This window comes from Vibrio sp. G-C-1, from assembly GCF_021728015.1.
Lineage (GTDB): Bacteria > Pseudomonadota > Gammaproteobacteria > Enterobacterales > Vibrionaceae > Vibrio > Vibrio splendidus.
Genome location: NZ_JAKKCR010000005.1, coordinates 223,399 through 246,635, shown reverse-complemented (window position 1 = coordinate 246,635; position 23,237 = coordinate 223,399). Strand labels below are relative to the sequence as shown.

Genomic DNA, 23,237 nt, shown 5'->3' with positions numbered 1-23,237 from the left:
TCCCACCTGTCTTCATTGTGGACATCTTGTCCTAATATCATCAAGCCTTAACGGTAAACACTAAGTTCATTACGATGATGGCTAACCTATTCACGACGCTTCCTATTCAATCTCGCACCACTGTTCAAAAAATCTAATTTGCCCTAATGAGATCGTCTAAACAGTACTTGTAACTCGATGCATCTGTACCTAATCATTTGCGCTAATTAAAACTATTTAAAACCTGGCTGCTACTTCCGGAAAGTTCTTCGTCACCTTTACCCACATACTTATCGTAACCAGCTTGCATGCGCTCTCCGGTACCATCAGGCAAAACCTGTAAGTTCTCCTGTGTCGCATTAGGGTTGTACGTTTGTTCCATCTTTAACGTGGCCACAGATTGCCCTAGTGGTGCATCATTGGCACAACCGACGAGTACAACTATGAGAAAGGCCATCATTGTTCTAATCATATCTATCTCCTTATAAATCATGACCAAATGAACCTTCACTGCCACCATCAGTTGGCGCGATTCCTTTGTCTGAACTTGTCTTGCTGCTGTCTTCAGAATCAGAAGGCTCCGCAATGTATGCGCTTCTACCTAACAAGTAATATTCCAGATCATTCGGATCCACAAAGGCATCAGTTGGCAGTGTGACTTTACTTCGGTCCACCGGTTTAGCGAGCCTCGGTGTAACGAGAATGACAAGCTCGGTTTCACCCGATATGTATTCTTGGCTATTGAAAAGCTGACCTAAAATCGGTACATCACCAATCCCCGGCATTTTGTTACTGACATCTCGTACATTCTCACTCAACAACCCTGCAATACCGATAGTTTGGCCATCAGCAAGCTCAAGCGTAGAAGATGCACTTCGACGTGTGATTGGTGGGATAAAATAAGTCGCATTCGTCGAACCAGGATCGATAGTCAATGAACTGCTGTTAGCTATCTCACTCACATCAACCGCTAGGTTAAGATTGATTTTTTTATCGCTGAGTACGGTAGGTATGAATTTCAACCCGACACCGTATTCCTTGTACTCAATGGTAATTCCATCATCGTCGGGAACAGGAATAGGAAATTCACCACCCGCTAGGAACTCAGCTTTTGAGCCACTCAATGCGGTTAAGTTTGGCTCAGCTAATACCTTAGCCACACCATTTTGCTTCGCGACATCAAGAGCAAAAGTAAACAAGGTATTACTATCGATGAAAGAACCTAGAATCCCGTAATCAGTAGAGGTTGGAATATCAAAAATTGGCGTTGCACCCAATACACCAGCAGGGACTGATGAAGCGCCCCACGAAAAGTTAGAACCACTGGTTTGGAAGAAATGGAAGTTAGCATCGAACTTTCTCACTAAGCTTCGCTGAACCTCGGCTACCGTCACTTCAAGCATAACTTGTTGTGCGCCACCAATAGACATCAAGTTGATCACACCCGTTGCGGCAGCTTGCTCACTACCACTCTCTTTAGCATCATCCGCCGCTTGTCCTGCCGCATAAGTTTCGGCAATTCGCATCGCAACATTCATTTTTTGTTGATTACTGATTTGCCCACTTAACAGCAAACGGTTTTGCGCACTATGAACCTCAATCGTCTCATCAGGAAGAAACTCGTATAGCTTTGACTTTAAGCTATTAAGATCATGAGTAACCTCGATGTTAATCGACTCAATCAACTGACCTCGCGAATCCCAAGCCATCAAATTTGTCGCCCCTAATTTTTTACCAATTAAGAACAACTCATTAGATTTCAAAATCACAATATCTAAGACTTCAGGATCACCAAGAGAAACCTTCGCCGCTTTACCCGACAGCACCACATGCGTAGATTTGTGATGTGGAACCGTGACCGTTTTTCCTGTCTGTAGTGCAGCAACACTGGCTGCCGAAAAACAAATCAGGCTAAAAACACACGCTAATAATATTTTCATATCTCACCTCAATCCTTGACGCGCACACTAGATGTTTCTGTACCTTTGATAATGGTGACACTTGGTCTAGGCACATATCGACGAACCACTTTTTTCTCTACTTCATGTGGGTTTCTCAAGGTCAGCTGAATACTACCTTTGCTTTTAGCCGTGAGGAGTTTCTCTGCCTCTTTTGGCGTCATCTCAAGTGTTACCGCACGAACGATAATCGGACTGTTTTCTTTCGTTTTAGCCGTTTGGTCGACGGCCAATACCTTAATGTCTTTCAATACCGTTTGAGTCGCTGCAGAATTTTTTCCGTAAGAAACAGTATTGAGAATATCAACCTTATTCCCCGGTAATAAGAAACCGGCCACACCAATAACATCATCAACACGTATAGTTACCGCACGTTTATTTTCAGGAATAAGAGCAGCAAGTGTTGACCCTTCTCCTGGTACAGTAAAACGTAACTTGTGAAGCACCTCTCCGGCATAAATGGTATTGGCAACTACTTTTCCAATAAGCTCCGCTTCATCCGAATAGTTGTTTTCATTGATCCAATCGACTTCCATCAACTTAGTTGTTAAATATTGCTCTTCAATTATGGTTCCAGCTTCAATTTCTTGAGATGCCACTACAACCGGATGACGCTCAACTTGCTCGACTTCAATCGTCGGTTGAACTTGGTTGTCCATCCATTGTTTAGCGAAAAATACAGCGGCTAAACCGAATACTACGGACAGTAAAAATAATAGGAAAACCTGACTCTTATTCATTATTCTCTTCCTCGTGTCCATCAGAGGTAAAATAGACTTTCCATGCCATGGCTAGAATGTCGAATGTGATAACGGGTGGGAGTTGCTCAAACGAAAGAATGTCTTTGCTAATACCAACAAGGTCTTTCGGTAAACAAGGGAAAAGCGGTACTTTGTGCAGCGTATGCATTTGAGACAAACGCTCAAAGAACCCATCTTGCAGTTCTATCTCTTTATCAACTGTTACGCTCACCCACAGCGCTTCATAATCTTGCTGATTCAGAGGCTTAAATTCTATTTTGTAGCCCAAACGACGCAGAAAGGCAGGGTCACTGATCTTTTCAGGATTCAAATTGGTAGAAAATGCGAGGGTTAAAACGAATGGCATGGTGATCTGTTGCCCATTCGGTAATGACAGGTGATCAAAGAAGTACTCCATTGGGACGATCCAGCGGTTGAGTAAAGCATCCACAGGCATGGGTTGGCGTCCGAGATCATCAATAACAAAAATGCCGTTATTAGCCATCATTTGTAAAGGTGCTAACCAAACGCGATTATGCTCAGAGTGATTCACCTCAAGCATGTCCATGGTTAATTCTCCGCCCACTTGGATATTAGGTCGTTCACAATTGAGCCATCGCTTATCGTATTGATCTCGGAGAGAAACGGTCTGCTCACTACCATTACGATCTAAGGGGGTATGATGTTGCGCTGAGAAAACCTTAATAACATTCCCTAACGCGTAAACGGCATAAGGGATAAAAACTGAAGTATGAAGCGCGTTCACGATACGAGACGCGACAAAAGTTTTACCTGTACCAGCGTGCCCATATAACAACAGCGCCCTACCCGAGTTTATTGCCGGCCCTAACACCGAGATCATTTTTTGTACGCCGTAAACATCACTCAATGCGGCTTCCACATCAGGACGAGTAACAAGCTCCGCCCTTAAATCTTGTTGCTCTACAATTTCAGTATATTGTTTGAGAGAAACAGGAACTGGACCTAAATAAGCATCTCGTTTGAATGCAAGGTCGGCTTCTTCTAAGCCTTTCTCTGACAAGGAATAACGGACGTGACTATGAGAAGACGATTCCAAAGACAAAGCAGAAGTAGGCTGAAATACTTCGATAAGAGATTTATTTCTGAGAGTGGCTAGTCCATTTTCGATGACATGTGTAACAACACATAAATAGTTAGACAAATCTAACACATCAGATTTAGGGTAAGCTGATAGGTGCTTGAGCAATAGGTTCTCAACAACAACCTCAGGAACACCAAGCATTTCGATGGAAGTCGGTACCACAGGAGCTGATATTTGAGGCTTTAAATTGCTCGGGGAAGGTATCCCTCTCATATCCATATGTCCTCTCCAACACATCGACTAGTGATTTAGTTTGATCTATGTAAAATAACTGTACATCGCTAAACCTATTACAACTGAAGGAGCAAATGGCATGGTTACTTTATTTGAGTAACGAGAATGTACAACAGGTTCACCTTTAATATCAGGAGATATCCCGCTAACTAACATTAGTTTTTCTTCAAAGTATCGTCTAACTGTTATCTCACTATTATTGGCTCGATTATAAAGTAAATATAATGTTCCAATTATTCCGGCAGCGATGAGTATGTAATAAGACACATCAAGTAATGAGCCCCACCCAATATACAACCCAATAACACCCAATAATTTCACATCCCCTGCAGACATGGCCCTCAGAAAATACAAAATCAAACCTGAACAGAAAAGAACTACAGCACCTATCAATGAAGCAACTAATGCATCTAAAGAAAACCCACTATTTAACACTGATAAAAAGTACAAAAATAAAAACAAAATCAGTATCTTATTTGGTATACGATGTTTCTCAACATCGTATACCGAAACAATAATAAGCAATGCCCAAAACAATAAAGATTCACTTATCATTAATTTAGATACCCGCCACAATAGAAAGAAACTTACTGATTAGAGCCGTCGCTATGCCAGAAAATATTAACCAAGCGAGAATGACAAGTGAAGCAGCTCCAATAACATACTCGACCGTAGTCAACCCTTTCTGATACCCCACCCTTTTAAGGTTCATTACTGTTAGCTCTTATGAAGTACTAATTTGGTCAACAATAGTACTTAGTTTCGTTGATAGCGCTGTACCAATCCCAGTAAATATTGTGGTTAGCCCAAGAACAAGCATGGCTGCGCCAATAACATATTCAATAACCGTAAGACCTTCTTCATCATTCATGAATTCTTTACAATTTTTCAAAAACTTACTCATGAGAATCTCTCCTTGATTTACATTACAGGTTTATTTACCTGTAAACTAAATCTAGAGCTGAACAATATTTTTGGTTAGGATTTTCTTGCCATTTACTTGCACTTTTTTGTTGTACTTCTAATCTATTTAATAAATGCCATTTTGATATGTATTTCTTACTGTTTATTTTGATATGATACAGGTTCAATACCTATGGAAATAATAACACCACTACTTTCTGATATAGATAGCGATTTCAATTCAGTTATTACCAATAAAATTCGTCATTACTTTCCTATTGAGAATTATAAACAGGATATATCTATAATCAGTAACTTAGATGTAAGATTAGTATTCTATATATTGAATCGAACGGATGAACTTCAACTACTTACAATGGCACTATCTATTTGCGAAAACCTGAACAAGCGAATAGTCATTATTTGTGCAGGTAAGATACCTAATATCGTTCGAAATCATAAGAATATATTCTTTATAATAGAAACGAGCAGTAATCATCTGACCAGTAAGTTCGAAGAACTGCAGCGTAAAACGCAACATATCTTCGAGCCTCACTTTGATCTCGACCGAGATACGAATAACAATAATCAGCTACCTGCAAAGTTGTTTACCTCTGAAGTCGTTAACTTTGTTATGGACAACATTAACAAGGAGATAAGAGAAACGGAGATCGCTGAAAAGTGCCACTGTTCAACAACCTACTTTTCTAAGAAGTTTCATCTACACTTTGGGGTAAGCTTTAGAGATTTTGTATGCGATAAACGAATCCTATTAGCCAAAAAGTTGATCGAAGCCGATACCGAATCAAAAATCGCTGTTATTTCTTATCAATGTGGATACAAGGATGTGTCGTATTTTTCAAGAATCTTTAAGAAAAGGACCGGAGTAACACCCGCAAGCTACAGACGTGCCTGCACGGATAACAGAAAACGCTAATTTTACTCCCTAAAAGAAAAAATCATGGTACATTTAACATGATTTTAACAAAAATAACTTAGCGAAAAACATGGAGTTAGACAATGATTCAGCCTAACGAGTTTAGCCAAGAAAAAGCAACAGCTCTCCCTACACCCAATGACATGATTTTAAAATGGGCAGAAGAACGCCCAGATGAAGTCTATTTAAAACAAATAATTAACCGCCAATTTGTTGAGTTCACTTATAAAGAAGTGGCCGACAAAGCACTAAAACTGGCGTCAGCATTAGAAGGACTCGGAGCCCAACCCGGCGATCGAGTCGCTCTCGTTTCAAAAAACTGTGCAGAGTGGTTTATCTGTGATCTTGCCATGATGTTAGGAGATTTTGTCAGCGTCCCAATCTTTCCAACAGCGGGGGCAGACACCATTCAATACTGTATTGAACACAGTGAAAGTAAAATCGTAATTGCAGGTAAGCTTGATGATCCTGCTGCGACTCAAAAAGTAATCGATGATAATCCGAGCTTAGTTAGTATCTCGTTACCCTACGATACTGCGGCGAAGTGCCAACATACATTTGAGCAGCTCATCGAGACACATGAACCATCAACCAAACGACCTCAACATCACGATGATAAGCTGATGTCGCTTGTGTATACGTCTGGCACCTCTGGGCTGCCAAAAGGCGCAATGCTCACGTACGGTGCCTTTACATGGTCAGTTCAAAGGTTAATTGATCACATTGGTATCCAACCTGGTGACCGTCTGTTTTCTTATCTGCCGCTTGCCCATATCACCGAACGAGTGTACATCTTTGGTTCTTCCGTAATGGGCGGAGTAGTCACAGCTTTCCCTGAATCTTTAGACACGTTTATTGACGATGTGAAAATGCACCGTCCAACCTTGTTTATTTCAGTTCCTCGCTTATGGACTCTATTCCAACAACGAATTCAGGATAAGCTGCCACAGAAAAAACTGAACTTCTTACTTAAAATTCCGTTCGTGAATAACATCATTAAGAAGAAACTGGCTGATGGTCTGGGCTTAGACCAAGCTCGTGTTCTTGGTTGTGGATCAGCGCCTGTATCACCGGCTTTACTCGCATGGTATGAAAGCGTTGGTTTACACATTACCGAAGCTTGGGGGATGACAGAGTCTTTCGCCTACAGCACGATTAACCACCCGTTTAGAGCAGACAAAATTGGTACCGTGGGTAATGCAGGTCCGGGCATCGAACTCAAAATTGCAGAAGACGAAGAAATTTTAGTTCGAAGCAAAGGCATGTTCTCTGGTTATTACAAAAATGACATTGCGACTCAAGAGTCTTTTGACTCAGAGGGTTGGCTACATACGGGTGATATTGGTGATATTGACAGCGAAGGTTACTTAACGATTCGTGGGCGTAAGAAAGACACCTTTAAAACCGCTAAAGGTAAGTTTGTTGCTCCCGTTCCAATCGAGAACAAACTCTTTGAATACAGCCGTGTAGAAATGATGTGTTTGATAGGCTTAGGCTTGCCAGGACCTATCCTGCTTGTTGTACCCCATGACTTCCCTAATTTTGATAGAGCACGTTACGAAAGAACAAGTAAACGAGTCATTGAAAAAATGAACGAACAACTTGCCTCGCACGAGAAGATCAAAGGCGTATTAATGATTAAGAAACCGTGGAGTATTGAGAATGGCGTGTTAACACCAACGCTTAAGATCAAACGACATATCCTTGAGCAAAAATATCACGAAGTCGGTCATAACTGGCCGAAAGATAAATTGGTGGTTTGGGAAGAGTAACAAACTACAAAATATACATAGCATTGAGAGGGAGCTTTTAGCTCCCTCTTTTATTTTGCTCAACCCTCGATTGAGCGTCCCTCAGTTTCAATATATAAAAGTGACAAACCAGAAAAACGTTACAAGGTTAAACGAATAATCACATCCAACATCTTATCGAAACAAGGGCCTAATGCCTCTTCATCGATGGCATGGCAATACACACCTTCGAGTTGAGCAGGGTCATAGTCTGCACTTAAGTCTGGGTCATCCAAAAGCGCACTAGAATTTGCCATTCGTAACAATAAGTCTTCTCCAAACTCACTATCAGGTCCGGTTGCCGATGTTAATGATGAACCTAAACCTAAGGTAAAGACGTAAATGTTTTCTCCTCTTGCAGCCTCAGCAATGTCTTCCACTAAATTACGAGCAACCCTATTCACCCGAGTATATAAGTCACTGGCAGAGTGACTATCTGGATCATACTGTGACACTGGACGTACTGAATGTGTCGGATTTAAAATGTTAAACTCGGTGGCACTTGAATCATGAGTGGTATAGTAATCAGGCATCTCGCTAATATGATCATCAATATCACGGCCCTCATAACCGCCACTTAAAGTCGTTGCAATCGAATCATGCCTCCAAAGCCCTCGGGGCGTACCACTGCTACCATCACTCGATCGAATAGCTCCCGTGTGCGAATCACCGTCCTCAAAATCAAACGTTGTCGCAAAGGTGTTGGGCGCTCCATCCGTGAAGAACACGATCACTTTCAAGTTAGCGGGATCAGTAACCGTTCTAAGCTCATTTAAAGCTCGATAGATCCCTTCTGATGCATTGGTATATTGTGCATTAGACGTACTACCAAAATTAAAACTGTCTATCTCCGATTTAATGGTACTTCGACTATGGCCGCGAGTCGCATTGAACCCCACCGGAACCTCGGCTCCGAAAGCAAATTTAACCAATGAAACCCGATCAAATCCTTCGTGAAAGTTTTCAACGAATGACTTAGACCTGTCGATGACGTCTTGTGTCACGTCACCTATGCTACCGAGCCTCAAAGAAGTGGTGTTATCAATCACTAACACTAAATCTACGGGGCGACGAATAGATTGCGCAGACACTCCAGGATTGAATGTATCTAACCCAATCAAGGGTAAAAAGAGCGTGGGTACTTGTGCCGTTGCTGAAATATCAATCGAGATATTGCCAAATGAATCATATGAGAAGTTGACCGCACCCAAGCTAGGTGTCGCCGAATAAAAATCAGCTGGAATATTCGCTGCAAAATATTTTTGTGCAGCTGCTCGTCCTGCATCTTCACCATTGGCGACCGCTCTTGCAGCCGCAATACTAGCCGCGTCGACCGCCGCAAATAATTTCGACTTAACAATATAAGCTCGTCCAGCATCAACAGAAAGCCCGACAACTAAGAGAATAAAAGGCAGTGCGATAACTGACATTAAAGCCACTAGCCCTCGACTGTAACGATATTTGATTGGGGTTCTCTTATCCATATTGATCTCCCTTACATATATGTTGTGTCGCTCAGAATATATTCTTCATCAAAAACTCGACTAAAAATAGGCGAATAGTCATAGAATACTTCTACGCTGTACACAATCTCCCCATCATCCAGCGCAACCGCTAGATTGTTAACCAGAGGAGGGTTATCTGCATCCACATCAGAACACTCTCCATCACTTGTCCAGTTACTGCAACTCGACCAAATAGCACTATTTTTACTTAGCCCGTGTTGGTTCCATCGGTATTGGCTTTTAATGTACGGAGAAGCATCCTCTTGACCAACCACCTCGGTAATGTAAATGACCCCGTCTTGTGTCAAATCCAATGTTCCCGATGTCGTTGCTATAATGTCCATCACTTCTTGCGGGGTATCAGTATTACTCCGAGAAATAATGTTTCCACCTTCTCGACTTATACTGATAATAATGTGGTTGGCTTGAATGAGGTGCGTGATATCGACGGCCGCAACAATAAGCAGCATAAACAAAGGTGCTATTAACGTCATTTCGATTGCCGCAAACCCTTTCTCAGCGGCTTTTTTTATCTTAAAAAGAAACATCCTGTCCTCCCTAAAACGCTTCGTTTTTCATTGCCGCGCTAACGGTAAATTTAAACTTCCCGTCATCGAGCAAAACATACATATAGGGATTTACAGATGGCCACTCGCAATCAAGATGAATAGAAATAATGTCCCCTGAACCACCAAACCCGGTGACAGCGTTGCCGTAAACATCTTCAACACGTATGTTTTGGACATCCATCACTTTGTCGAGCAAGCCGCTCGACGATTGAGAAATTTTTTCTAAGATTGCCGCTTCGCGATCACTCGATGCATCAGGATCCAGATCAGAACGGCCAGTAATCGCATATCTTGCACCCTCTCTTGCCGAATGTTGCATGGTCAATTTAACAAACCCGTATATACCAAGATCAACAACCGTTAAAAAAAGCGCAAAAAATAGACTCACCACGATCGTAAACTCGATAATAGCGATGCCTTTTATTTTAGATTTAAAGCCGTTTCGATAACGGCTACGCTCCGAACCTCTTGAAATAGATTTCATACAGCCCCCACCCTCTCGTCTTTCTATTCCCTCTATCTGCCCAATAGAAAACCCAAGGAGATATAGAAAGACTCAACACTAAAGATATAGAATTGATAAACGAGTTGTTCAAGTTTTATACACGCAGGGAATTTTAAGTAGTACAACAGAAGGGTGAATCAGACTGAAAGTTAATTAAGTCTTTTATTTTTCTAAAGTTAAATAAATTAAAAATCCAAAAGTACAGTAGAATTCGAACCTTTATTTATTTATCATTCAAATAACTGGTTGTTTTATATCTATTAGAAAAATAAATGAAATATAGAATACGACGTTTATTTCTATATAAATTAGAGTTAAAGTCTCAAAAATAAGACAGAATAATTTCAAAGTAAGCATTTAGTTTAATAATAAATGGAATTATAAAAATACTCGACAATTAATGAGTAAAGTCTGATTGAGCTAAACCAATACAGATGAAAATTATGACTGAGATAAAGCCAGCGAGACCCGACTTCACGTTATTGACTACATAAGTCAGAATTATAAGTATTTCGTATAATCAGAAGCATCGTTGTTCTCATATTCTAACCCTATGTCTTCCTTCACTCGTCGGCTCAGTTGTTCTGTACATAAAACCTGATTCTGTTTCGCCTTAACTTCACCTACTTTTATCTTCTTATTTTTAAATAACTTAGTACCATAAAATCTCGTCCTACTGATCAATGCTTCCATAATTACTCTCTTGTATTTGTCATCGTTCTGTCGTTATTATGAAAACAACCTGTTCGATAAGCGAACAACCATTCCTAACAAGAACTATAAGAAGAAGTTATGGACAATAGACTGCGCCACCTTTCCGGACTCCGTTATTTCGAAGTCGCAGCTCGCTTGAGTAGCTACAGCAAGGCAGCAGAAGAGCTCTTTGTTAGTCAAGCTGCTGTCAGCCAAAAGATCCGCCAGTTAGAAGAACAATTGGAGTGCAAGCTGTTCATTAGGAAAGGGCGTGAAATGGCATTGACTCAAGAGGGGCGAACTCTATTCCAGCATGTGACAGATGGATTTAAACAGCTTGTTGTCGGATTGAATAAGATCCAGTCTGAACCCTTACAAGGCGTTATCGTGGTTCGAAGCCCTCCCTCTTTTGCATCGCGTTGGTTGCTGCCGAGGCTTTGGAAATTCTCAGTCAAGCACCCTGAGATTCCAATCAAGATCCTCACAGGGTGTGACACACCAAATTTGAAGCATGGTGAAATTGATGTGGCTATTCTGCAGGGCGAAGATCTATGCGTTGAAGAAGGCTTGAGTCTTGAGATGCTAATCAACGAACCCATCTATCCTTTTTGTTCACCTGAACTGGCCAACTCTTTGAAGTTCACGTCACCAGAACAATTACTCAAATGTTGGTTAATTCAATTTAATAGCGGATGCTTCCCTTGGGAAGAGTGGTTCAAACAAGCCAACATATCCACTCAAGGCAAAGCGATGCAGTGGATGAAAGTAGGTACCTTTGATATGGGGTTAACGACTGTCATGGCTGGACATGGGGTCTGCCTTGCTACGGATAGCTTGGCTGGTGATTTTATCGAACGCGGTCTACTCGTTAAGCCATTCAATATTGGGATGACGCCCGGTGTTCAGGTCAACCTATGCTTTGATCCTAGCTCTCCAAGAAAAGAGCGAGTGACAGCGTTTACTCATTGGTTACATGAAGAAGTAAACGAGGTATTGGAGAACTAGCTCTGCCTATCAGCTCCTGAAATAAACAGTTCCCCAATAACTAAATACAGAATAGCAACGTAACTCTTCCATACCGACAAAGCTATGTTGGGTAAAAACTGCATTGAGTAAAAGCTACGTTGCCCTGACTCACTCCCAAAACGATTTCTTCAGTTCTTTATCGACTTGATTCTGCGTAATACCAACATCTTCAAGTAAATGATCTGACAGTTCAGCTAGGTGCTTTCTCGTTCTACGGTTCTGAAGATACAGTCTAAATTTAGAATAGAATTTCTTAACTGATAACGATGGTAAGAATGATTGGTTAGTCCTTGATGTCGCTGTTATCGTGTTCATAGCCTTTCTCCTGTTGATCTTTCGCTTTGTTATGGTCAATAATCGACCAACAGAGCAACATCGACAAACGATAGATACTGACATTCAGTTAAGGAAAACTAATGTGAGAGAACGAACCCCACCATTTCAAGGGATCTATTACTTTTACACGGCGGCAGAAACAGGCAGTTTTAAGCTCGCTGCACAAAAGCTATTTGTCACGGCTGCAGCAGTCAGCCAACAAATTCGCCAACTTGAAGAATGGCTAGGCGCAGACTTGTTTATTCGCCAGCACCGAAAAATAGTACTCACTCACGAAGGTGAAGTACTTTACCTGCAAGCGAAGAAAGGCTTTGCCCACATTCAAGATGGTGTGAGGCGAATTAACCAAGACCCAAACCCTACTCAACTTTCTATTTCAACCGTGCCATCATTTGCCCAACACTGGTTGGTGCCTAGAATTGGCGACTTTCGCGATCGCCACCCTGACCTATCCATGCTGATTGAGCCGACCAACAAGCTCGTGACGTTTGAAGATTCTAATGTCGATGTCTGCGTTCGGTATGGTCACGGTAACTACCCAAATATCGAGTCTCGTTGGTTAATGGACGAGGTGGTTTACCCAGTTTGTCACCCGATTTATCAAGAGAAGCATGGGATCCATGACATTGACGATCTGCATAAAGCTGAATTGATTGAAGATCGATGGCCAGATATGGATTGGAATCTATGGCTAGACATTGTTGGAGCGAAGGCAGGACGCTCATCATTGCAATTTGATGGCTCGCATTTTGTTTTAGAAGGTGCATTATCCGTACAAGGCGTTGCTCTTGTGAAGCACAGTTTGGTGTATCGGTATTTGCAGGAAAAGAAACTCGTTCGAATCGGTAACTTAGCACTCAAGCCTAAATACAATTACTTCTTATGTGCCCCCGCAGGCTACTTTCATCGAGAAAAGATAAAGCGTTTTGAGGCTTGGATGCAAAATCAGGTTCGGCTGTTTGGGAATAGAGGTCGAGAAGAGTTAACTATTATCGATACAGATTACCAACTTAAATGGTCTGATAATTCATAAAGCGAAACTGATATACTGAGCTCAAATAAATGGCGAGAACATCTCATGACACAAGACAATAATCCACTTCACGGTATCACTCTACAGAAGCTACTGACTGAATTGGTTGAACATTACGGTTGGGAAGAGTTGAGTTATATGGTGAATATCAACTGCTTTAAAAAAGATCCAAGCATTAAATCTAGCTTAAAGTTTTTGCGTAAAACAGACTGGGCTCGTACAAAGGTAGAGCAGATTTACATCCAACTAAAAACTAGCTAGCTCCCACCTTTAACAAACGCACCATTTACGGTACTAAAGTATGACCCATTGGTGCGCATTTCATTTCATTTAGTTATATATCATTAAAAATCAACACCTTAAAAAAATACCACATCCATTACATTGAATAATGCTCAATCAATACTAATATTGTTTAACCAGAGACCGTGGGATAACTCCCCATTAACCTACCGATTATTAAAGATTTTGTGTATGAGTAAATAGAGAGGTCAATCATGGAAGTTGATTCTGAACTAGCGTTAGACATTCATGTCCTTACCCGAAATAATTCATACTATCGGGTGATAAAAGACCTACTTTCGGTATCTATTCCTAGTGCGCAAATAACTCATTCCCAATGCTTTATGCAAGTACCGAAACTCGAACCTGAAACGGTTGTTTTGTTTGATATTCAAACAATGCCATGTCCCAAAAGATACGGATTTATCCTACATGAACGAAACGAATTTTGGTTAGCTGTCAATGTGAATGACAGTACCTCTACAGTATGGCTAGAGAAAGGCTTTTCGGGGCAAGTAGGTCAGCACTTTGAGTTTATATCGAAAGCAATTTTATCTGTTTATCAAGAAGATATATGGTTCCCAAGGTCAGTGTTAAATAAACTGGTTTCTTCCTACCAAAGTAATGAACCTAACTATGAATCAGCTTGCGAGAATATAATTAATTACAAAGAGTTAACTAAAAAAGAAAGGGATACTTGCACATTGATGCTAAAGGGGCTTTCAAACTCTCAGATAGCATCTCAGCAACACGTAAGTATCAATACAGTGAAAACTCACTCATCAAACTTACTTCGTAAATTAAACTTACGATCGAGATATGAACTTCTTGCTCAGGTAAAACGTTTTAACTAGGTGTCAAAATAATTAAATCACAAGAAATATGAAAACTCATTCTAAACTCACCCTATGTAAGCGATATTTTTCACTCTATGTGATGAGGTTTGGCACTTTGTTCCCTCGTAACCTTTAAAGGTGATGCACGGGTATGCATCTTAAATCAACGAGGGATTGAGTTATGAAAAAGTTACTTCTTGCTACTGCTGTAGCAGCCGCTTCACTTTCTTTTGGCGCTTCTGCGGTTCAATTTAACAATGCGGTGGACTTTACGACACTGAGTAAAACGGACCAAAAAACGATTCGAATCGAAGGGCGAGTTCCGAAACGCTGTCTATTACGAATAGGCAAAAAAGACGTGAAGAATAACGTTCTACGCAAAGCGAACAAAGTACACGAGGATTCATGGTCAAATGGATTCAACAATAAAGAAGTATTAGTGGGTAACTTACGTGCATGGTGTAATTACGGTACTGATTTGGAATTTTCAGTAACGGCTTACCAGCTAAACGGTGTAACCAAGCACAATATGAGTGAGAAAATTGACTACCAAGTGAAAATTGGTTCAGAATCGGTCGCGGATACCGCAAGCGACCACGGCTTGGAAATGACGGCGTCGCCAATACCATCATTGGGCGAACACTTGGTGAACAGCATCAACAAACATCCAATTTATGTTCAACCTGAAGATTCAGGCTTTGCACGAGCAGGTAAATACAAAGGTAAAATTAAAGTGAGTCTTGCTGCGGCAGGTCCAGCAAGCTAAAAGCCGATGACACTTTAAGGATGATGTCTTTTAGACAAATAAAACTTGGCTCGGTTATCGAGCCAAGTTTATTTTATGGAGAAATATCAATGACTAGGATTATAACTCTTCTATTTTCTTTATTTTTCAGCTCAGCCCTTTTCGCGTACGAAGTCAGTCCAATCTATCTAGAACTCGATGATGTTGGTCGAAATGCACAAGGCTTGTACAAAGTGACTAATGTGGAAGAAGAACCAATCCTTCTAGAAGTAAATGTCTACCAAACTGATTTTTCTACTGGCGAAGAAATTTTAACACCAACGGAAGATGAGTTTCTCGTCCTCCCACCTCAAGCTAAAATTGACGGACTAAAGTCTCAGACTTTCCGCGTACGTTACATGCCAACAGGGCCAATAAAACAAACTGTCACTTACCGTATCGTCTTTTCACAAATTGAACTAGAAAATCAAATAGAGGAAGATGAGGACAGTTCTATTTCCATGTTGCTAGAGTTTGCAACTTTGGTTTTTGTCTCTCCCACATCCAGTAAATCGATTCCAACCACGACAGTTCAAAACAGCCAGGTCGCTATCCGCAACGATGGCAAACGAGTACTGAATATGAATGGTATGGAGTTTAGCTTCTCTGGTGGCAAAGCAAACAAAACAGTTGATTGGGAAGTATTAAGTAAAAAGACAAGCGCTTATTTAATGCCAGGAACGACCGTCAAGTACACTTTACCAAGTGAATTAGGGCAGCCAAAGAAAGTTTCTGTTAAAACAATCGATTAACGAGACTCTCGTGAAGAATCTCATTTTATGCCTCACATTAGTCACAGCCATACAAACCGCGTTTGCGCAAAGTTGGTTATTCCCATTTCCCCTAACTTGGGGTGAGAACACTATAGGTGAAGTGAATGCGTATTCTGATGGTATGACTGTTGGCTCTATTAACGTGGAACAGCTTGCTCAGTCAACTCAAAAGCTGATCAACCCTGAGACACTGACAGCGTTACGAAATTTATCCGAAGAATACATTACGATCAAACAACTGAACCATATGGGCATCAGTGCAACCTTCAACTCTTCCGATCAAAATATTAATTTAGTCATTGATGAAAAGGCTGCAGCTGAGTTCTTGCTGTCGTTTGGTAGCAAGTATGAACCGGCTAAATATTCAGAAAGCACTTTTTGGACAATACAGAATACACTGAATGCTAGTACGGACTACTCCTTATTCAGCGACTCTAATACAGAGGACACGCAAACTTGGCTTGGTGAGTGGTTATTAAAAGCCAATATTGGTGGCGTTCGAGGCGCCAATCTTGACATTTCCGGTTTTGTTAGCGGTGGTAACGATATCAACTCTGATGTGTATCGTGGCGAAGCTCGTCTTTTCTTTGATGAACCTAATACCCCTTTTCGACTAACCTTTGGTGATGTAACCCAAGCAAGTGCTGGACACCTTCCTAGTACACCTCTCGGAGGCATTGCTTTTGAACGTTTGTATCAAGACTTACAACCTACCCGAAATATCCAAAATGGAGGAACTCAACCACTGGTATTGAATGAGAGCGCTGATGTCGAAGTCTATATTAACGACGTTTTTCTCACTGAAATTCGCTTACCCCCGGGGCGATATACACTTGACGACTTGCCTCTCGTTTCTGGTACCAATGACGTTCGATTGGATATAAGTTATCAATCAGGTAGGACCGATACCATCGTTTATAGCCAGTTCTTTAACTCACGTTTGTTACGTGAAGGCATTTCTGATTTTGGCTTCTACTCTGGTTTAACGTCGACGATTGAAGATAACAACTTTAAGTATGACGACGAGCAATGGGTAACTTCTGGCTATTACGACTATGGTGTCAGCGATACCTTAACAATTGGCGGAAACGCTCTGTATCACCCCGAAGGGCAACAAGTCGGCATAATTGCAACAATTGGTTCTGATTGGGGGAACTTGGGGGTTCGAGCCTCTGCACAAAACAACAAGCCCAGTAATGATACAGGTAGTATCTACAGCTTAGATTACTCCCACCAATTATGGGGAACAGACAGTTACGGCTCCCCAAACTTTCGTCTTGGAAGTGAGTATCAAGATAATTATTTTGCATTGCCTTGGCAGATTACGGATGCAAATACTGGGCTCCGCGTCTTTTCAAACTACGTTTTCAGTATTACGGATAACCTTAGTTTAATCCTGAGTGGTGACTATCGTGACTTTGAAGAGTCAGAGGTGCAATGGCAGGCTTCTACGGAAATTGCTTGGCAATTTTACAATCTAGCACTTTCTGCAGGTGTAGAAAAAGAAGAGAACCCAAATGAAAACATTGACGAAACTCGGTTTACTTTTTCTGCAGATTGGGATTGGAACTCTGACAATGGAGAATACAATGCAAATATATCCTACTCCAATGAACCAGATACCTATCGAGCTCAATTTCAACGCCCTTCAGAGGACTATACGGGCAGTTACGGCTATGCGGTGACAGCAGAAGGCGATACTGATTCTCAAGCTTACTCAGTCGAAGGTAATTATGTGGCAAACCGTTTTATCACAGATGCTAAGGTCTCTCACCTAGCATTTGATAACTCAGCAAGTTACCAAACCGCTTCTTTACGAGCAAGTACAGCGCTTACGTTGGCTGACGGTAACTTAGCTTGGTCACGACCTCTCAATGGACCAGTGGCAATTATTGCCGTCCATGACTCGTTAGATGCTGATGTAGAAATAAATGCGGTTGCAGACGATCCTGCAGAATCGATATCTACCTATACTGTCAGTAATGCCGTTCAGTTGTCTGGAGGCCACCAACTGTCCACTGTCTACATTGATGCGCCAGATGCACCTATAGGGTATGACTTTGGCGACCACGAGTACAACATTACGCCAGGAACACAAACGGGCCATCTAATAAAAATCGGTTCTGCAGCATCGAAAACCATCATAGGTAAGATTGAGATCGGGCAAAACAAACCATTAAAACTCATCCAAGGTCAGTTGGTTGGACAACAGAAAACGTATGAATTTTTTACTAATCGATCAGGCAGGTTCGTTGTGGAAGGCGTTGCGCCGGGTAACTACACCATCGTCATAGATGGTTTTATCCCAACAAAATTAAACGTCCCAGAAATCAATGATAACCTGATTTACTTACCAACTTTACTCATTAAAGAGGGATAAACCATGAAACACTTACTTAAGCTCTCAGTGTTCGGTTTAGCCATGTTATCTCAACCACTTTGGGCCGAATGCAATGGCAAATGGACACTAAACGTCGACAGAAGCAATATTGAATTTAAGCGAGATTTGGGCGCTTATATTCCTGCTTATCTAGAGTTGTCACGTGATATTCAGAGCTGTCGATTCCCGATGGCCCTAGTATCGATCAACAATAAACAATCTAGCTACTTAAGTTCAATCGGAACGAATTTGCCCCTGACAATTCTGGACAAAAACTTTCGTCAATTGAGTCACTTTCCTAGCAAGGGCTTTCAACTACCTCTGGATAATAGCCAAAGGACGAAGTTTTGGATAAAAGTTCCAGAGGCTAAAGTAGCTGCGTCAGGTAACTACACCGGACTTCTTGAAGCCTCTATTTCCCTAAATAGAAAACGAGAGACAAAAAATGCCAAAGTGAAACTCAACGTCCCTGCGTTTGTAGCTTTCAACTCCGTTCCTAATGCACCAAACCTTCAACGCTCAGGTAGCTCAGGTTATCGCTTCCAGCTTGGTGATCTTGAATCTAACCGCACCTATCGCTCCAATTTTGATCTTCTTTCAAACTCGAATGTAAGGTTAGTCGTAAAGCAGAAATATGGTGAATTAAAGCAGAAGTCGGAACCCAATATCTCGATCCCATATACGTTGCGATTTAATAACGCCTTGGTAAAGCAGAAGTCAATTTTTACCTTCTCAAACAATGATGAAACCAAACGTTGGGGGGTTCCCCTTGAAGTAATGCTAGGTAACATCGACTTCGCGAGAGCTGGCAAATATCAAGATACGATAACAGTTGAAGTTAAAGCTATGCCATAGATACACGTGATGAAGAAACCTACGGTTTAGTCAGTGGACAAAGGAAAACACCTCCAAACTGTAACGAACATCGTATATGGCTTTATCACTATCCTACGAAAAGGAACTGATGCATTTCCAGTAACTTTAAGCGTTTAGATATAAACACTTAAGATATGAGAACAACATTGGTTAAGTTGATACAAAAAGCCCCGCAAGCTTTCACTTGCGGGGCTTTTTTAGTTAATTTAGAAAAGAGCTAATTACTTACCAGCTGCTTTTTCTGCTTTAACTTTAGCGATTACTTCTTCTGCCACGTTAGTTGGACATGGAGAGTACTGTGCGAATTCCATAGAGAATTGGCCACGGCCTGAAGTAATTGTACGTAGGTGACCGATGTAACCAAACATTTCTGAAAGTGGTACGTCAGCTTTAATACGAACGCCAGTTACGCCAGCTTGTTGATCTTTGATCATGCCACGACGACGGTTAAGGTCACCGATAACATCACCAACGTGATCTTCTGGAGTAAATACGTCAACGTTCATGATTGGCTCAAGAAGTTGCGCGCCAGCTTTAGGCATAGATTGACGGAATGCACCTTTCGCTGCGATTTCAAATGCGATTGCAGATGAATCGACTGCGTGGAAACCACCATCGTAAAGTTCAACTTCAACGTCTAGCGTAGGGAAGCCAGCTAATACGCCGTTTTCCATCATGCCAGCAAAGCCTTTCTCAACAGCAGGCCAGAATTCTTTAGGTACGTTACCGCCAACAACTTTTGAAGAGAACGTAAAGCCAGAACCAGGTTCGCCAGGCTTGATACGGTAATCGATCTTACCGAATTGACCAGAACCACCAGACTGTTTCTTATGCGTGTAGCTATCTTCAATTGCTTGAGTGATAGTTTCACGGTAAGCAACTTGAGGAGCACCAACTGTTAGGTCAACGCCGTAAGTACGCTTAAGGATATCTACCTTGATGTCTAGGTGAAGCTCACCCATACCTTTCAGGATAGTTTCGCCAGTTTCTTCGTCAGTTTCAACTTGGAAAGATGGATCTTCTGCAACCATTTTACCGATAGCGATACCCATTTTCTCAGAACCGCCTTTATCTTTTGGAGATACAGCGATAGAGATTACTGGAGTTGGGAATACCATTGGCTCAAGCGTTACTTGATCTTTAGGATCACATAGAGTGTGACCTGTTTGCACGTTCTTCATACCAACGATCGCAATGATGTCACCAGCTTGTGCGCTAGTTAGTTCGTTACGGTCATCAGCTTGCATCTCAACCATACGGCCAACACGCTCAGTTTTACCTGTGAATGAGTTAAGAATCGTGTCGCCTTTGTTCAATTTACCAGAGTAAATACGAACGAAAGTTAGAGCACCGAAACGGTCATCCATGATTTTGAATGCAAGAGCTTTAAACGTTTCTTCAGTAGAAACGATAGCGTGGTTGCCAGTTTCTTCGCCGTTCTCGTCCATTAGAGGTTGAGGATCAACTTCAGTTGGAGAAGGTAGGTAATCTACAACAGCGTCAAGAATGATTTGAACACCCTTGTTCTTGAATGCAGAACCGCAGTAAGTTGGGAAGAACGCTAGGTCACGAGTACCTTTACGGATACAACGCTTGATGTCTTCAATAGAAGGCTCTTCACCTTCCATGTAAGCTTCAAGTAGGTCATCGTCTTGCTCTACAGCAGTTTCGATTAGCTCTTCACGGTATTGCTCAACGTCATCAACCATGTCCGCAGGAACATCTTTGATTTCGAAGTTTTCAGGAAGACCAGTGTCATCCCAAACGTATGCTTTACGGCTTAGAAGGTCTACAACACCCACGAATTCATCTTCGCGGCCAATTGGTAGAACCATAACTAGAGGAGTTGCGCCTAGAACGTTTTTAACTTGGTCAACAACGTTGTAGAAATCTGCACCCATACGGTCTAGTTTGTTAACGAAGATCAGACGAGATACTTCTGATTCGTTAGCGTAGCGCCAGTTAGTTTCTGATTGTGGTTCAACACCACCAGAACCACAGAATACACCGATACCGCCATCAAGTACTTTAAGAGAACGGTATACTTCAACTGTGAAGTCAACGTGTCCAGGAGTATCGATAACGTTTAGACGGTGACCGTTCCAGAAACAGCTTACAGCTGCTGATTGGATAGTAATTCCGCGCTCAGCTTCCTGTTCCATGAAGTCAGTAGTTGATTCGCCATCATGTACTTCACCAGTCTTGTGGATCTGACCAGTTAGCTTAAGGATACGCTCAGTGGTAGTTGTTTTACCCGCATCAACGTGCGCGAAAATACCAATGTTTCTGTATTTCGATAAATCTGCCATTGTCTTACTCTGTTAATAGGATATAAAATGCGCGCAGAGTATATCACAATCTGTGAGGACTGATAGCTTTGCATGCATTTGGGACTAAAAAACTTTGCCTTTTCGTAACAAAAACGAAAAGGCAATCTGTAGAAACAATCTAAATGATTGTTAGGTTTAGTGCTAACTCAAGACGCAATTAACGTTCAAGTTAGACTGATTTTCTGCTGTATAGAGTAGCTGAAGTGAGCTCAATTACAACTCATCAAAAGCATTAATTGCCTCTGATAATTTTTTGACCCCATGGATCTGCATTCCAGGAATGCCGCCCTTAGGCATGTTCGCAGCAGGCACTATCGCTCTCTTGAAACCATGCTTAAACGCCTCATTTAAGCGCTCTTGCCCGCTCGGTACTGGACGAATCTCACCCGCGAGGCCTACTTCCCCAAATACCACCACATCTTTTGGCAAGGCACGGTCTCTGAAACTCGAAAGTAAAGCGATCACTAATGCAAGATCGGCACTGGTTTCGGTTACTTTAACACCACCAACAACATTCACAAACACATCTTGGTCGGCCATTTGTAAGCCACCATGTTTATGCAGCACGGCTAATAACAGTGAAAGCCTATTTTGCTCTAGACCAACAGCAACACGACGTGGATTAGCGAGCTGGGAATAGTCCACCAGCGCTTGGATTTCAACAAGAAGCGGACGTGTCCCTTCCCACACAACCATGACCGAACTGCCCGAGGTTTCTTCTTCGCCGCGAGACAAGAAAATAGCCGATGGGTTGCTGACTTCTTTCAGGCCTTGGCCTGTCATTGCAAACACACCTAACTCATTGACCGCACCAAAACGGTTCTTGTGACTGCGCAGCGTTCTAAAGCGGCTATCGGTTCCGCCATCTAACAGCACGGAACAGTCAATAATGTGTTCCAGTACTTTTGGCCCCGCTAATGTGCCGTCTTTAGTTACGTGTCCCACCAAGAACACCGCAACGTTGTTCTGTTTCGCATAGCGCGTTAATGCTGTTGCCGATTCGCGCACCTGCGCCACACTGCCCGGAGACGATTGAACATCAGCGACATGCATAACTTGGATTGAGTCGATAACCATGATCTTAGGTTGCTCTTTTTCGGCAATCTGACAGATCTTATCAACATTGGTTTCAGAGAGCATTTTGAGATGTTCTTTCGGTAAACCGAGTCGAGAGGCTCGCATCGCGACTTGTTGCAGTGATTCTTCACCTGTGACATAAAGTGTTGGCAACTGAGAAGAGAGCTGACACATGGTCTGCAATAACAGCGTTGATTTACCGGCACCAGGGTTACCACCAATCAGAATTGCAGCGCCAGGTACGACACCACCACCGAGCACGCGGTCGAGTTCTTTGAAACCACTGCTAAAGCGAGGGACTTCTTGCAGGTTAATTTCCGATAATGTCTGAACGCTCGATTCTGTTGCCCCACCTGCGTAACCACCACTGAGTCGTTCATTACGCGCAACTTGAGGTGAAGCAGCTAACCTAACTTCGGTAATCGTGTTCCAAGCACCACATGCATTGCACTGCCCCTGCCAACGTGGAAAGTCAGCACCACAGTCATTACACACATAAGCTCGTTTTGCCTTTGCCATAAAACCTCAATAATTTACTCAGTTACACAATGATGTTGTCAATTTGTGA

At 41.9% G+C, this 23,237-nt stretch carries 23 protein-coding genes; 10 read left to right on the top strand and 13 right to left on the bottom strand.

Features of this window, described 5'->3' with window-relative positions:
- Window positions 1-202 precede the first annotated feature (202 nt).
- From L3V36_RS10100 to L3V36_RS10075, 6 genes are all read right to left on the bottom strand, one after another.
- Complete coding sequence (locus L3V36_RS10100; RefSeq protein ID WP_065682810.1) at window positions 203-472, bottom strand: hypothetical protein; 270 nt, start codon at window positions 470-472, stop codon at window positions 203-205.
- Complete coding sequence (locus L3V36_RS10095) at window positions 462-1,919, bottom strand: type II and III secretion system protein family protein (RefSeq protein WP_017095486.1); 1,458 nt, start codon at window positions 1,917-1,919, stop codon at window positions 462-464. The genes L3V36_RS10100 and L3V36_RS10095 overlap by 11 nt, the downstream gene beginning before the upstream one ends.
- An 8-nt stretch (window positions 1,920-1,927) precedes the next feature.
- Window positions 1,928-2,677, bottom strand: coding sequence for a Flp pilus assembly protein CpaB (gene cpaB / locus L3V36_RS10090; RefSeq protein ID WP_017088253.1), 750 nt, complete (start codon window positions 2,675-2,677; stop codon window positions 1,928-1,930).
- A complete protein-coding gene (locus tag L3V36_RS10085) occupies window positions 2,670-4,019 on the bottom strand; it encodes an ATPase AAA (protein ID WP_017095485.1) in 1,350 nt (449 codons plus the stop codon). Before L3V36_RS10085 ends, cpaB begins: the two co-directional genes overlap by 8 nt.
- 39 nt (window positions 4,020-4,058) lie before the next feature.
- Window positions 4,059-4,589, bottom strand: coding sequence for a prepilin peptidase (locus L3V36_RS10080; protein WP_102450341.1), 531 nt, complete (start codon window positions 4,587-4,589; stop codon window positions 4,059-4,061).
- Between the two features lie 169 nt (window positions 4,590-4,758).
- Complete coding sequence (locus L3V36_RS10075; RefSeq protein ID WP_017088257.1) at window positions 4,759-4,938, bottom strand: fimbrial protein; 180 nt, start codon at window positions 4,936-4,938, stop codon at window positions 4,759-4,761.
- 192 nt (window positions 4,939-5,130) lie between these two features.
- On the opposite strand from L3V36_RS10075, the gene L3V36_RS10070 reads away from it, so the two are divergent.
- Together L3V36_RS10070 and L3V36_RS10065 are read left to right on the top strand one after the other, a co-directional pair.
- Complete coding sequence (locus L3V36_RS10070) at window positions 5,131-5,874, top strand: AraC family transcriptional regulator (protein WP_102490586.1); 744 nt, start codon at window positions 5,131-5,133, stop codon at window positions 5,872-5,874.
- An 83-nt stretch (window positions 5,875-5,957) separates the two neighbouring features.
- Window positions 5,958-7,646 carry an AMP-binding protein gene (locus L3V36_RS10065; RefSeq protein ID WP_208775223.1) on the top strand — a complete coding sequence of 563 codons (1,689 nt, stop codon included), beginning with the start codon at window positions 5,958-5,960 and terminating at the stop codon, window positions 7,644-7,646.
- Window positions 7,647-7,765: 119 nt separating this feature from the next.
- Here the strand turns inward: L3V36_RS10065 and L3V36_RS10060 are convergent, their stop codons facing one another.
- From L3V36_RS10060 to L3V36_RS23935, 4 genes are all read right to left on the bottom strand, one after another.
- On the bottom strand, window positions 7,766-9,148 hold the full coding sequence (locus tag L3V36_RS10060) for a VWA domain-containing protein (RefSeq protein ID WP_017088216.1): 1,383 nt from the start codon (window positions 9,146-9,148) through the stop codon (window positions 7,766-7,768).
- An 11-nt stretch (window positions 9,149-9,159) separates the two neighbouring features.
- Window positions 9,160-9,717 (bottom strand): TadE family protein, encoded by a 558-nt coding sequence (locus L3V36_RS10055; protein ID WP_102511174.1) that lies wholly within the window; start codon window positions 9,715-9,717, stop codon window positions 9,160-9,162.
- A 10-nt stretch (window positions 9,718-9,727) separates the two neighbouring features.
- Window positions 9,728-10,222 (bottom strand): TadE family protein, encoded by a 495-nt coding sequence (locus L3V36_RS10050; protein WP_102511173.1) that lies wholly within the window; start codon window positions 10,220-10,222, stop codon window positions 9,728-9,730.
- A 522-nt stretch (window positions 10,223-10,744) separates the two neighbouring features.
- A complete protein-coding gene (locus L3V36_RS23935; RefSeq protein ID WP_346656344.1) occupies window positions 10,745-10,936 on the bottom strand; it encodes a hypothetical protein in 192 nt (63 codons plus the stop codon).
- A 99-nt stretch (window positions 10,937-11,035) separates the two neighbouring features.
- On the opposite strand from L3V36_RS23935, the gene L3V36_RS10045 reads away from it, so the two are divergent.
- Window positions 11,036-11,941 carry a LysR substrate-binding domain-containing protein gene (locus L3V36_RS10045; RefSeq protein ID WP_208775222.1) on the top strand — a complete coding sequence of 302 codons (906 nt, stop codon included), beginning with the start codon at window positions 11,036-11,038 and terminating at the stop codon, window positions 11,939-11,941.
- 129 nt (window positions 11,942-12,070) lie between these two features.
- On the opposite strand, the gene L3V36_RS10040 is transcribed toward L3V36_RS10045, so the two are convergent.
- A complete protein-coding gene (locus L3V36_RS10040; protein ID WP_061022452.1) occupies window positions 12,071-12,277 on the bottom strand; it encodes a DUF1127 domain-containing protein in 207 nt (68 codons plus the stop codon).
- Window positions 12,278-12,380: 103 nt separating this feature from the next.
- Here L3V36_RS10040 and L3V36_RS10035 point away from each other — a divergent pair, with 103 nt between their 5' ends.
- The 7 genes from L3V36_RS10035 to L3V36_RS10005 all read left to right on the top strand — a co-directional run bounded on the left by L3V36_RS10035 (window position 12,381) and on the right by L3V36_RS10005 (window position 19,241).
- Window positions 12,381-13,331, top strand: coding sequence for a LysR substrate-binding domain-containing protein (locus L3V36_RS10035; protein ID WP_017090137.1), 951 nt, complete (start codon window positions 12,381-12,383; stop codon window positions 13,329-13,331).
- 45 nt (window positions 13,332-13,376) lie between these two features.
- Complete coding sequence (locus tag L3V36_RS10030; RefSeq protein ID WP_102319916.1) at window positions 13,377-13,592, top strand: VF530 family protein; 216 nt, start codon at window positions 13,377-13,379, stop codon at window positions 13,590-13,592.
- Between the two features lie 236 nt (window positions 13,593-13,828).
- Window positions 13,829-14,467, top strand: coding sequence for a response regulator transcription factor (locus L3V36_RS10025; protein WP_017095476.1), 639 nt, complete (start codon window positions 13,829-13,831; stop codon window positions 14,465-14,467).
- A gap of 163 nt (window positions 14,468-14,630) precedes the next feature.
- Window positions 14,631-15,215 carry a hypothetical protein gene (locus L3V36_RS10020; protein WP_010436221.1) on the top strand — a complete coding sequence of 195 codons (585 nt, stop codon included), beginning with the start codon at window positions 14,631-14,633 and terminating at the stop codon, window positions 15,213-15,215.
- 89 nt (window positions 15,216-15,304) lie between these two features.
- Entirely contained in the window at window positions 15,305-15,985 is a 681-nt protein-coding gene (locus L3V36_RS10015; RefSeq protein WP_010436219.1) for a fimbria/pilus periplasmic chaperone, read from the top strand.
- A gap of 10 nt (window positions 15,986-15,995) precedes the next feature.
- On the top strand, window positions 15,996-18,386 hold the full coding sequence (locus tag L3V36_RS10010; protein WP_102448409.1) for a fimbria/pilus outer membrane usher protein: 2,391 nt from the start codon (window positions 15,996-15,998) through the stop codon (window positions 18,384-18,386).
- Between the two features lie 3 nt (window positions 18,387-18,389).
- Entirely contained in the window at window positions 18,390-19,241 is an 852-nt protein-coding gene (locus L3V36_RS10005; protein ID WP_017095474.1) for a hypothetical protein, read from the top strand.
- Window positions 19,242-19,483: 242 nt separating this feature from the next.
- On the opposite strand, the gene fusA is transcribed toward L3V36_RS10005, so the two are convergent.
- Window positions 19,484-21,571, bottom strand: a complete 2,088-nt coding sequence (fusA, locus tag L3V36_RS10000) for an elongation factor G (protein ID WP_017095473.1) — start codon at window positions 21,569-21,571, stop codon at window positions 19,484-19,486.
- A 234-nt stretch (window positions 21,572-21,805) separates the two neighbouring features.
- Window positions 21,806-23,188, bottom strand: a complete 1,383-nt coding sequence (radA, locus tag L3V36_RS09995; protein ID WP_017090138.1) for a DNA repair protein RadA — start codon at window positions 23,186-23,188, stop codon at window positions 21,806-21,808.
- Window positions 23,189-23,237: the final 49 nt, after the last annotated feature.

What these genes read in the sequence shown, in the direction of transcription:
- L3V36_RS10060 (WP_017088216.1), bottom strand. Translation starts at nt 9,148, where the DNA reads ATGGATAAGAGAACCCCAATCAAATATCGTTACAGTCGAGGGCTAGTG.
- L3V36_RS10005 (WP_017095474.1), top strand. Translation starts at nt 18,390, where the DNA reads ATGAAACACTTACTTAAGCTCTCAGTGTTCGGTTTAGCCATGTTATCT.
- L3V36_RS10030 (WP_102319916.1), top strand. Translation starts at nt 13,377, where the DNA reads ATGACACAAGACAATAATCCACTTCACGGTATCACTCTACAGAAGCTA.
- L3V36_RS10075 (WP_017088257.1), bottom strand. Translation starts at nt 4,938, where the DNA reads ATGAGTAAGTTTTTGAAAAATTGTAAAGAATTCATGAATGATGAAGAA.
- L3V36_RS10045 (WP_208775222.1), top strand. Translation starts at nt 11,036, where the DNA reads ATGGACAATAGACTGCGCCACCTTTCCGGACTCCGTTATTTCGAAGTC.
- L3V36_RS10020 (WP_010436221.1), top strand. Translation starts at nt 14,631, where the DNA reads ATGAAAAAGTTACTTCTTGCTACTGCTGTAGCAGCCGCTTCACTTTCT.
- fusA (WP_017095473.1), bottom strand. Translation starts at nt 21,571, where the DNA reads ATGGCAGATTTATCGAAATACAGAAACATTGGTATTTTCGCGCACGTT.
- L3V36_RS10040 (WP_061022452.1), bottom strand. Translation starts at nt 12,277, where the DNA reads ATGAACACGATAACAGCGACATCAAGGACTAACCAATCATTCTTACCA.
- L3V36_RS10050 (WP_102511173.1), bottom strand. Translation starts at nt 10,222, where the DNA reads ATGAAATCTATTTCAAGAGGTTCGGAGCGTAGCCGTTATCGAAACGGC.
- L3V36_RS10055 (WP_102511174.1), bottom strand. Translation starts at nt 9,717, where the DNA reads ATGTTTCTTTTTAAGATAAAAAAAGCCGCTGAGAAAGGGTTTGCGGCA.
- L3V36_RS10100 (WP_065682810.1), bottom strand. Translation starts at nt 472, where the DNA reads ATGATTTATAAGGAGATAGATATGATTAGAACAATGATGGCCTTTCTC.
- L3V36_RS10080 (WP_102450341.1), bottom strand. Translation starts at nt 4,589, where the DNA reads ATGATAAGTGAATCTTTATTGTTTTGGGCATTGCTTATTATTGTTTCG.
- L3V36_RS10025 (WP_017095476.1), top strand. Translation starts at nt 13,829, where the DNA reads ATGGAAGTTGATTCTGAACTAGCGTTAGACATTCATGTCCTTACCCGA.
- L3V36_RS10070 (WP_102490586.1), top strand. Translation starts at nt 5,131, where the DNA reads ATGGAAATAATAACACCACTACTTTCTGATATAGATAGCGATTTCAAT.
- L3V36_RS23935 (WP_346656344.1), bottom strand. Translation starts at nt 10,936, where the DNA reads ATGGAAGCATTGATCAGTAGGACGAGATTTTATGGTACTAAGTTATTT.
- L3V36_RS10065 (WP_208775223.1), top strand. Translation starts at nt 5,958, where the DNA reads ATGATTCAGCCTAACGAGTTTAGCCAAGAAAAAGCAACAGCTCTCCCT.
- cpaB (WP_017088253.1), bottom strand. Translation starts at nt 2,677, where the DNA reads ATGAATAAGAGTCAGGTTTTCCTATTATTTTTACTGTCCGTAGTATTC.
- L3V36_RS10085 (WP_017095485.1), bottom strand. Translation starts at nt 4,019, where the DNA reads ATGGATATGAGAGGGATACCTTCCCCGAGCAATTTAAAGCCTCAAATA.
- L3V36_RS10095 (WP_017095486.1), bottom strand. Translation starts at nt 1,919, where the DNA reads ATGAAAATATTATTAGCGTGTGTTTTTAGCCTGATTTGTTTTTCGGCA.
- radA (WP_017090138.1), bottom strand. Translation starts at nt 23,188, where the DNA reads ATGGCAAAGGCAAAACGAGCTTATGTGTGTAATGACTGTGGTGCTGAC.
- L3V36_RS10015 (WP_010436219.1), top strand. Translation starts at nt 15,305, where the DNA reads ATGACTAGGATTATAACTCTTCTATTTTCTTTATTTTTCAGCTCAGCC.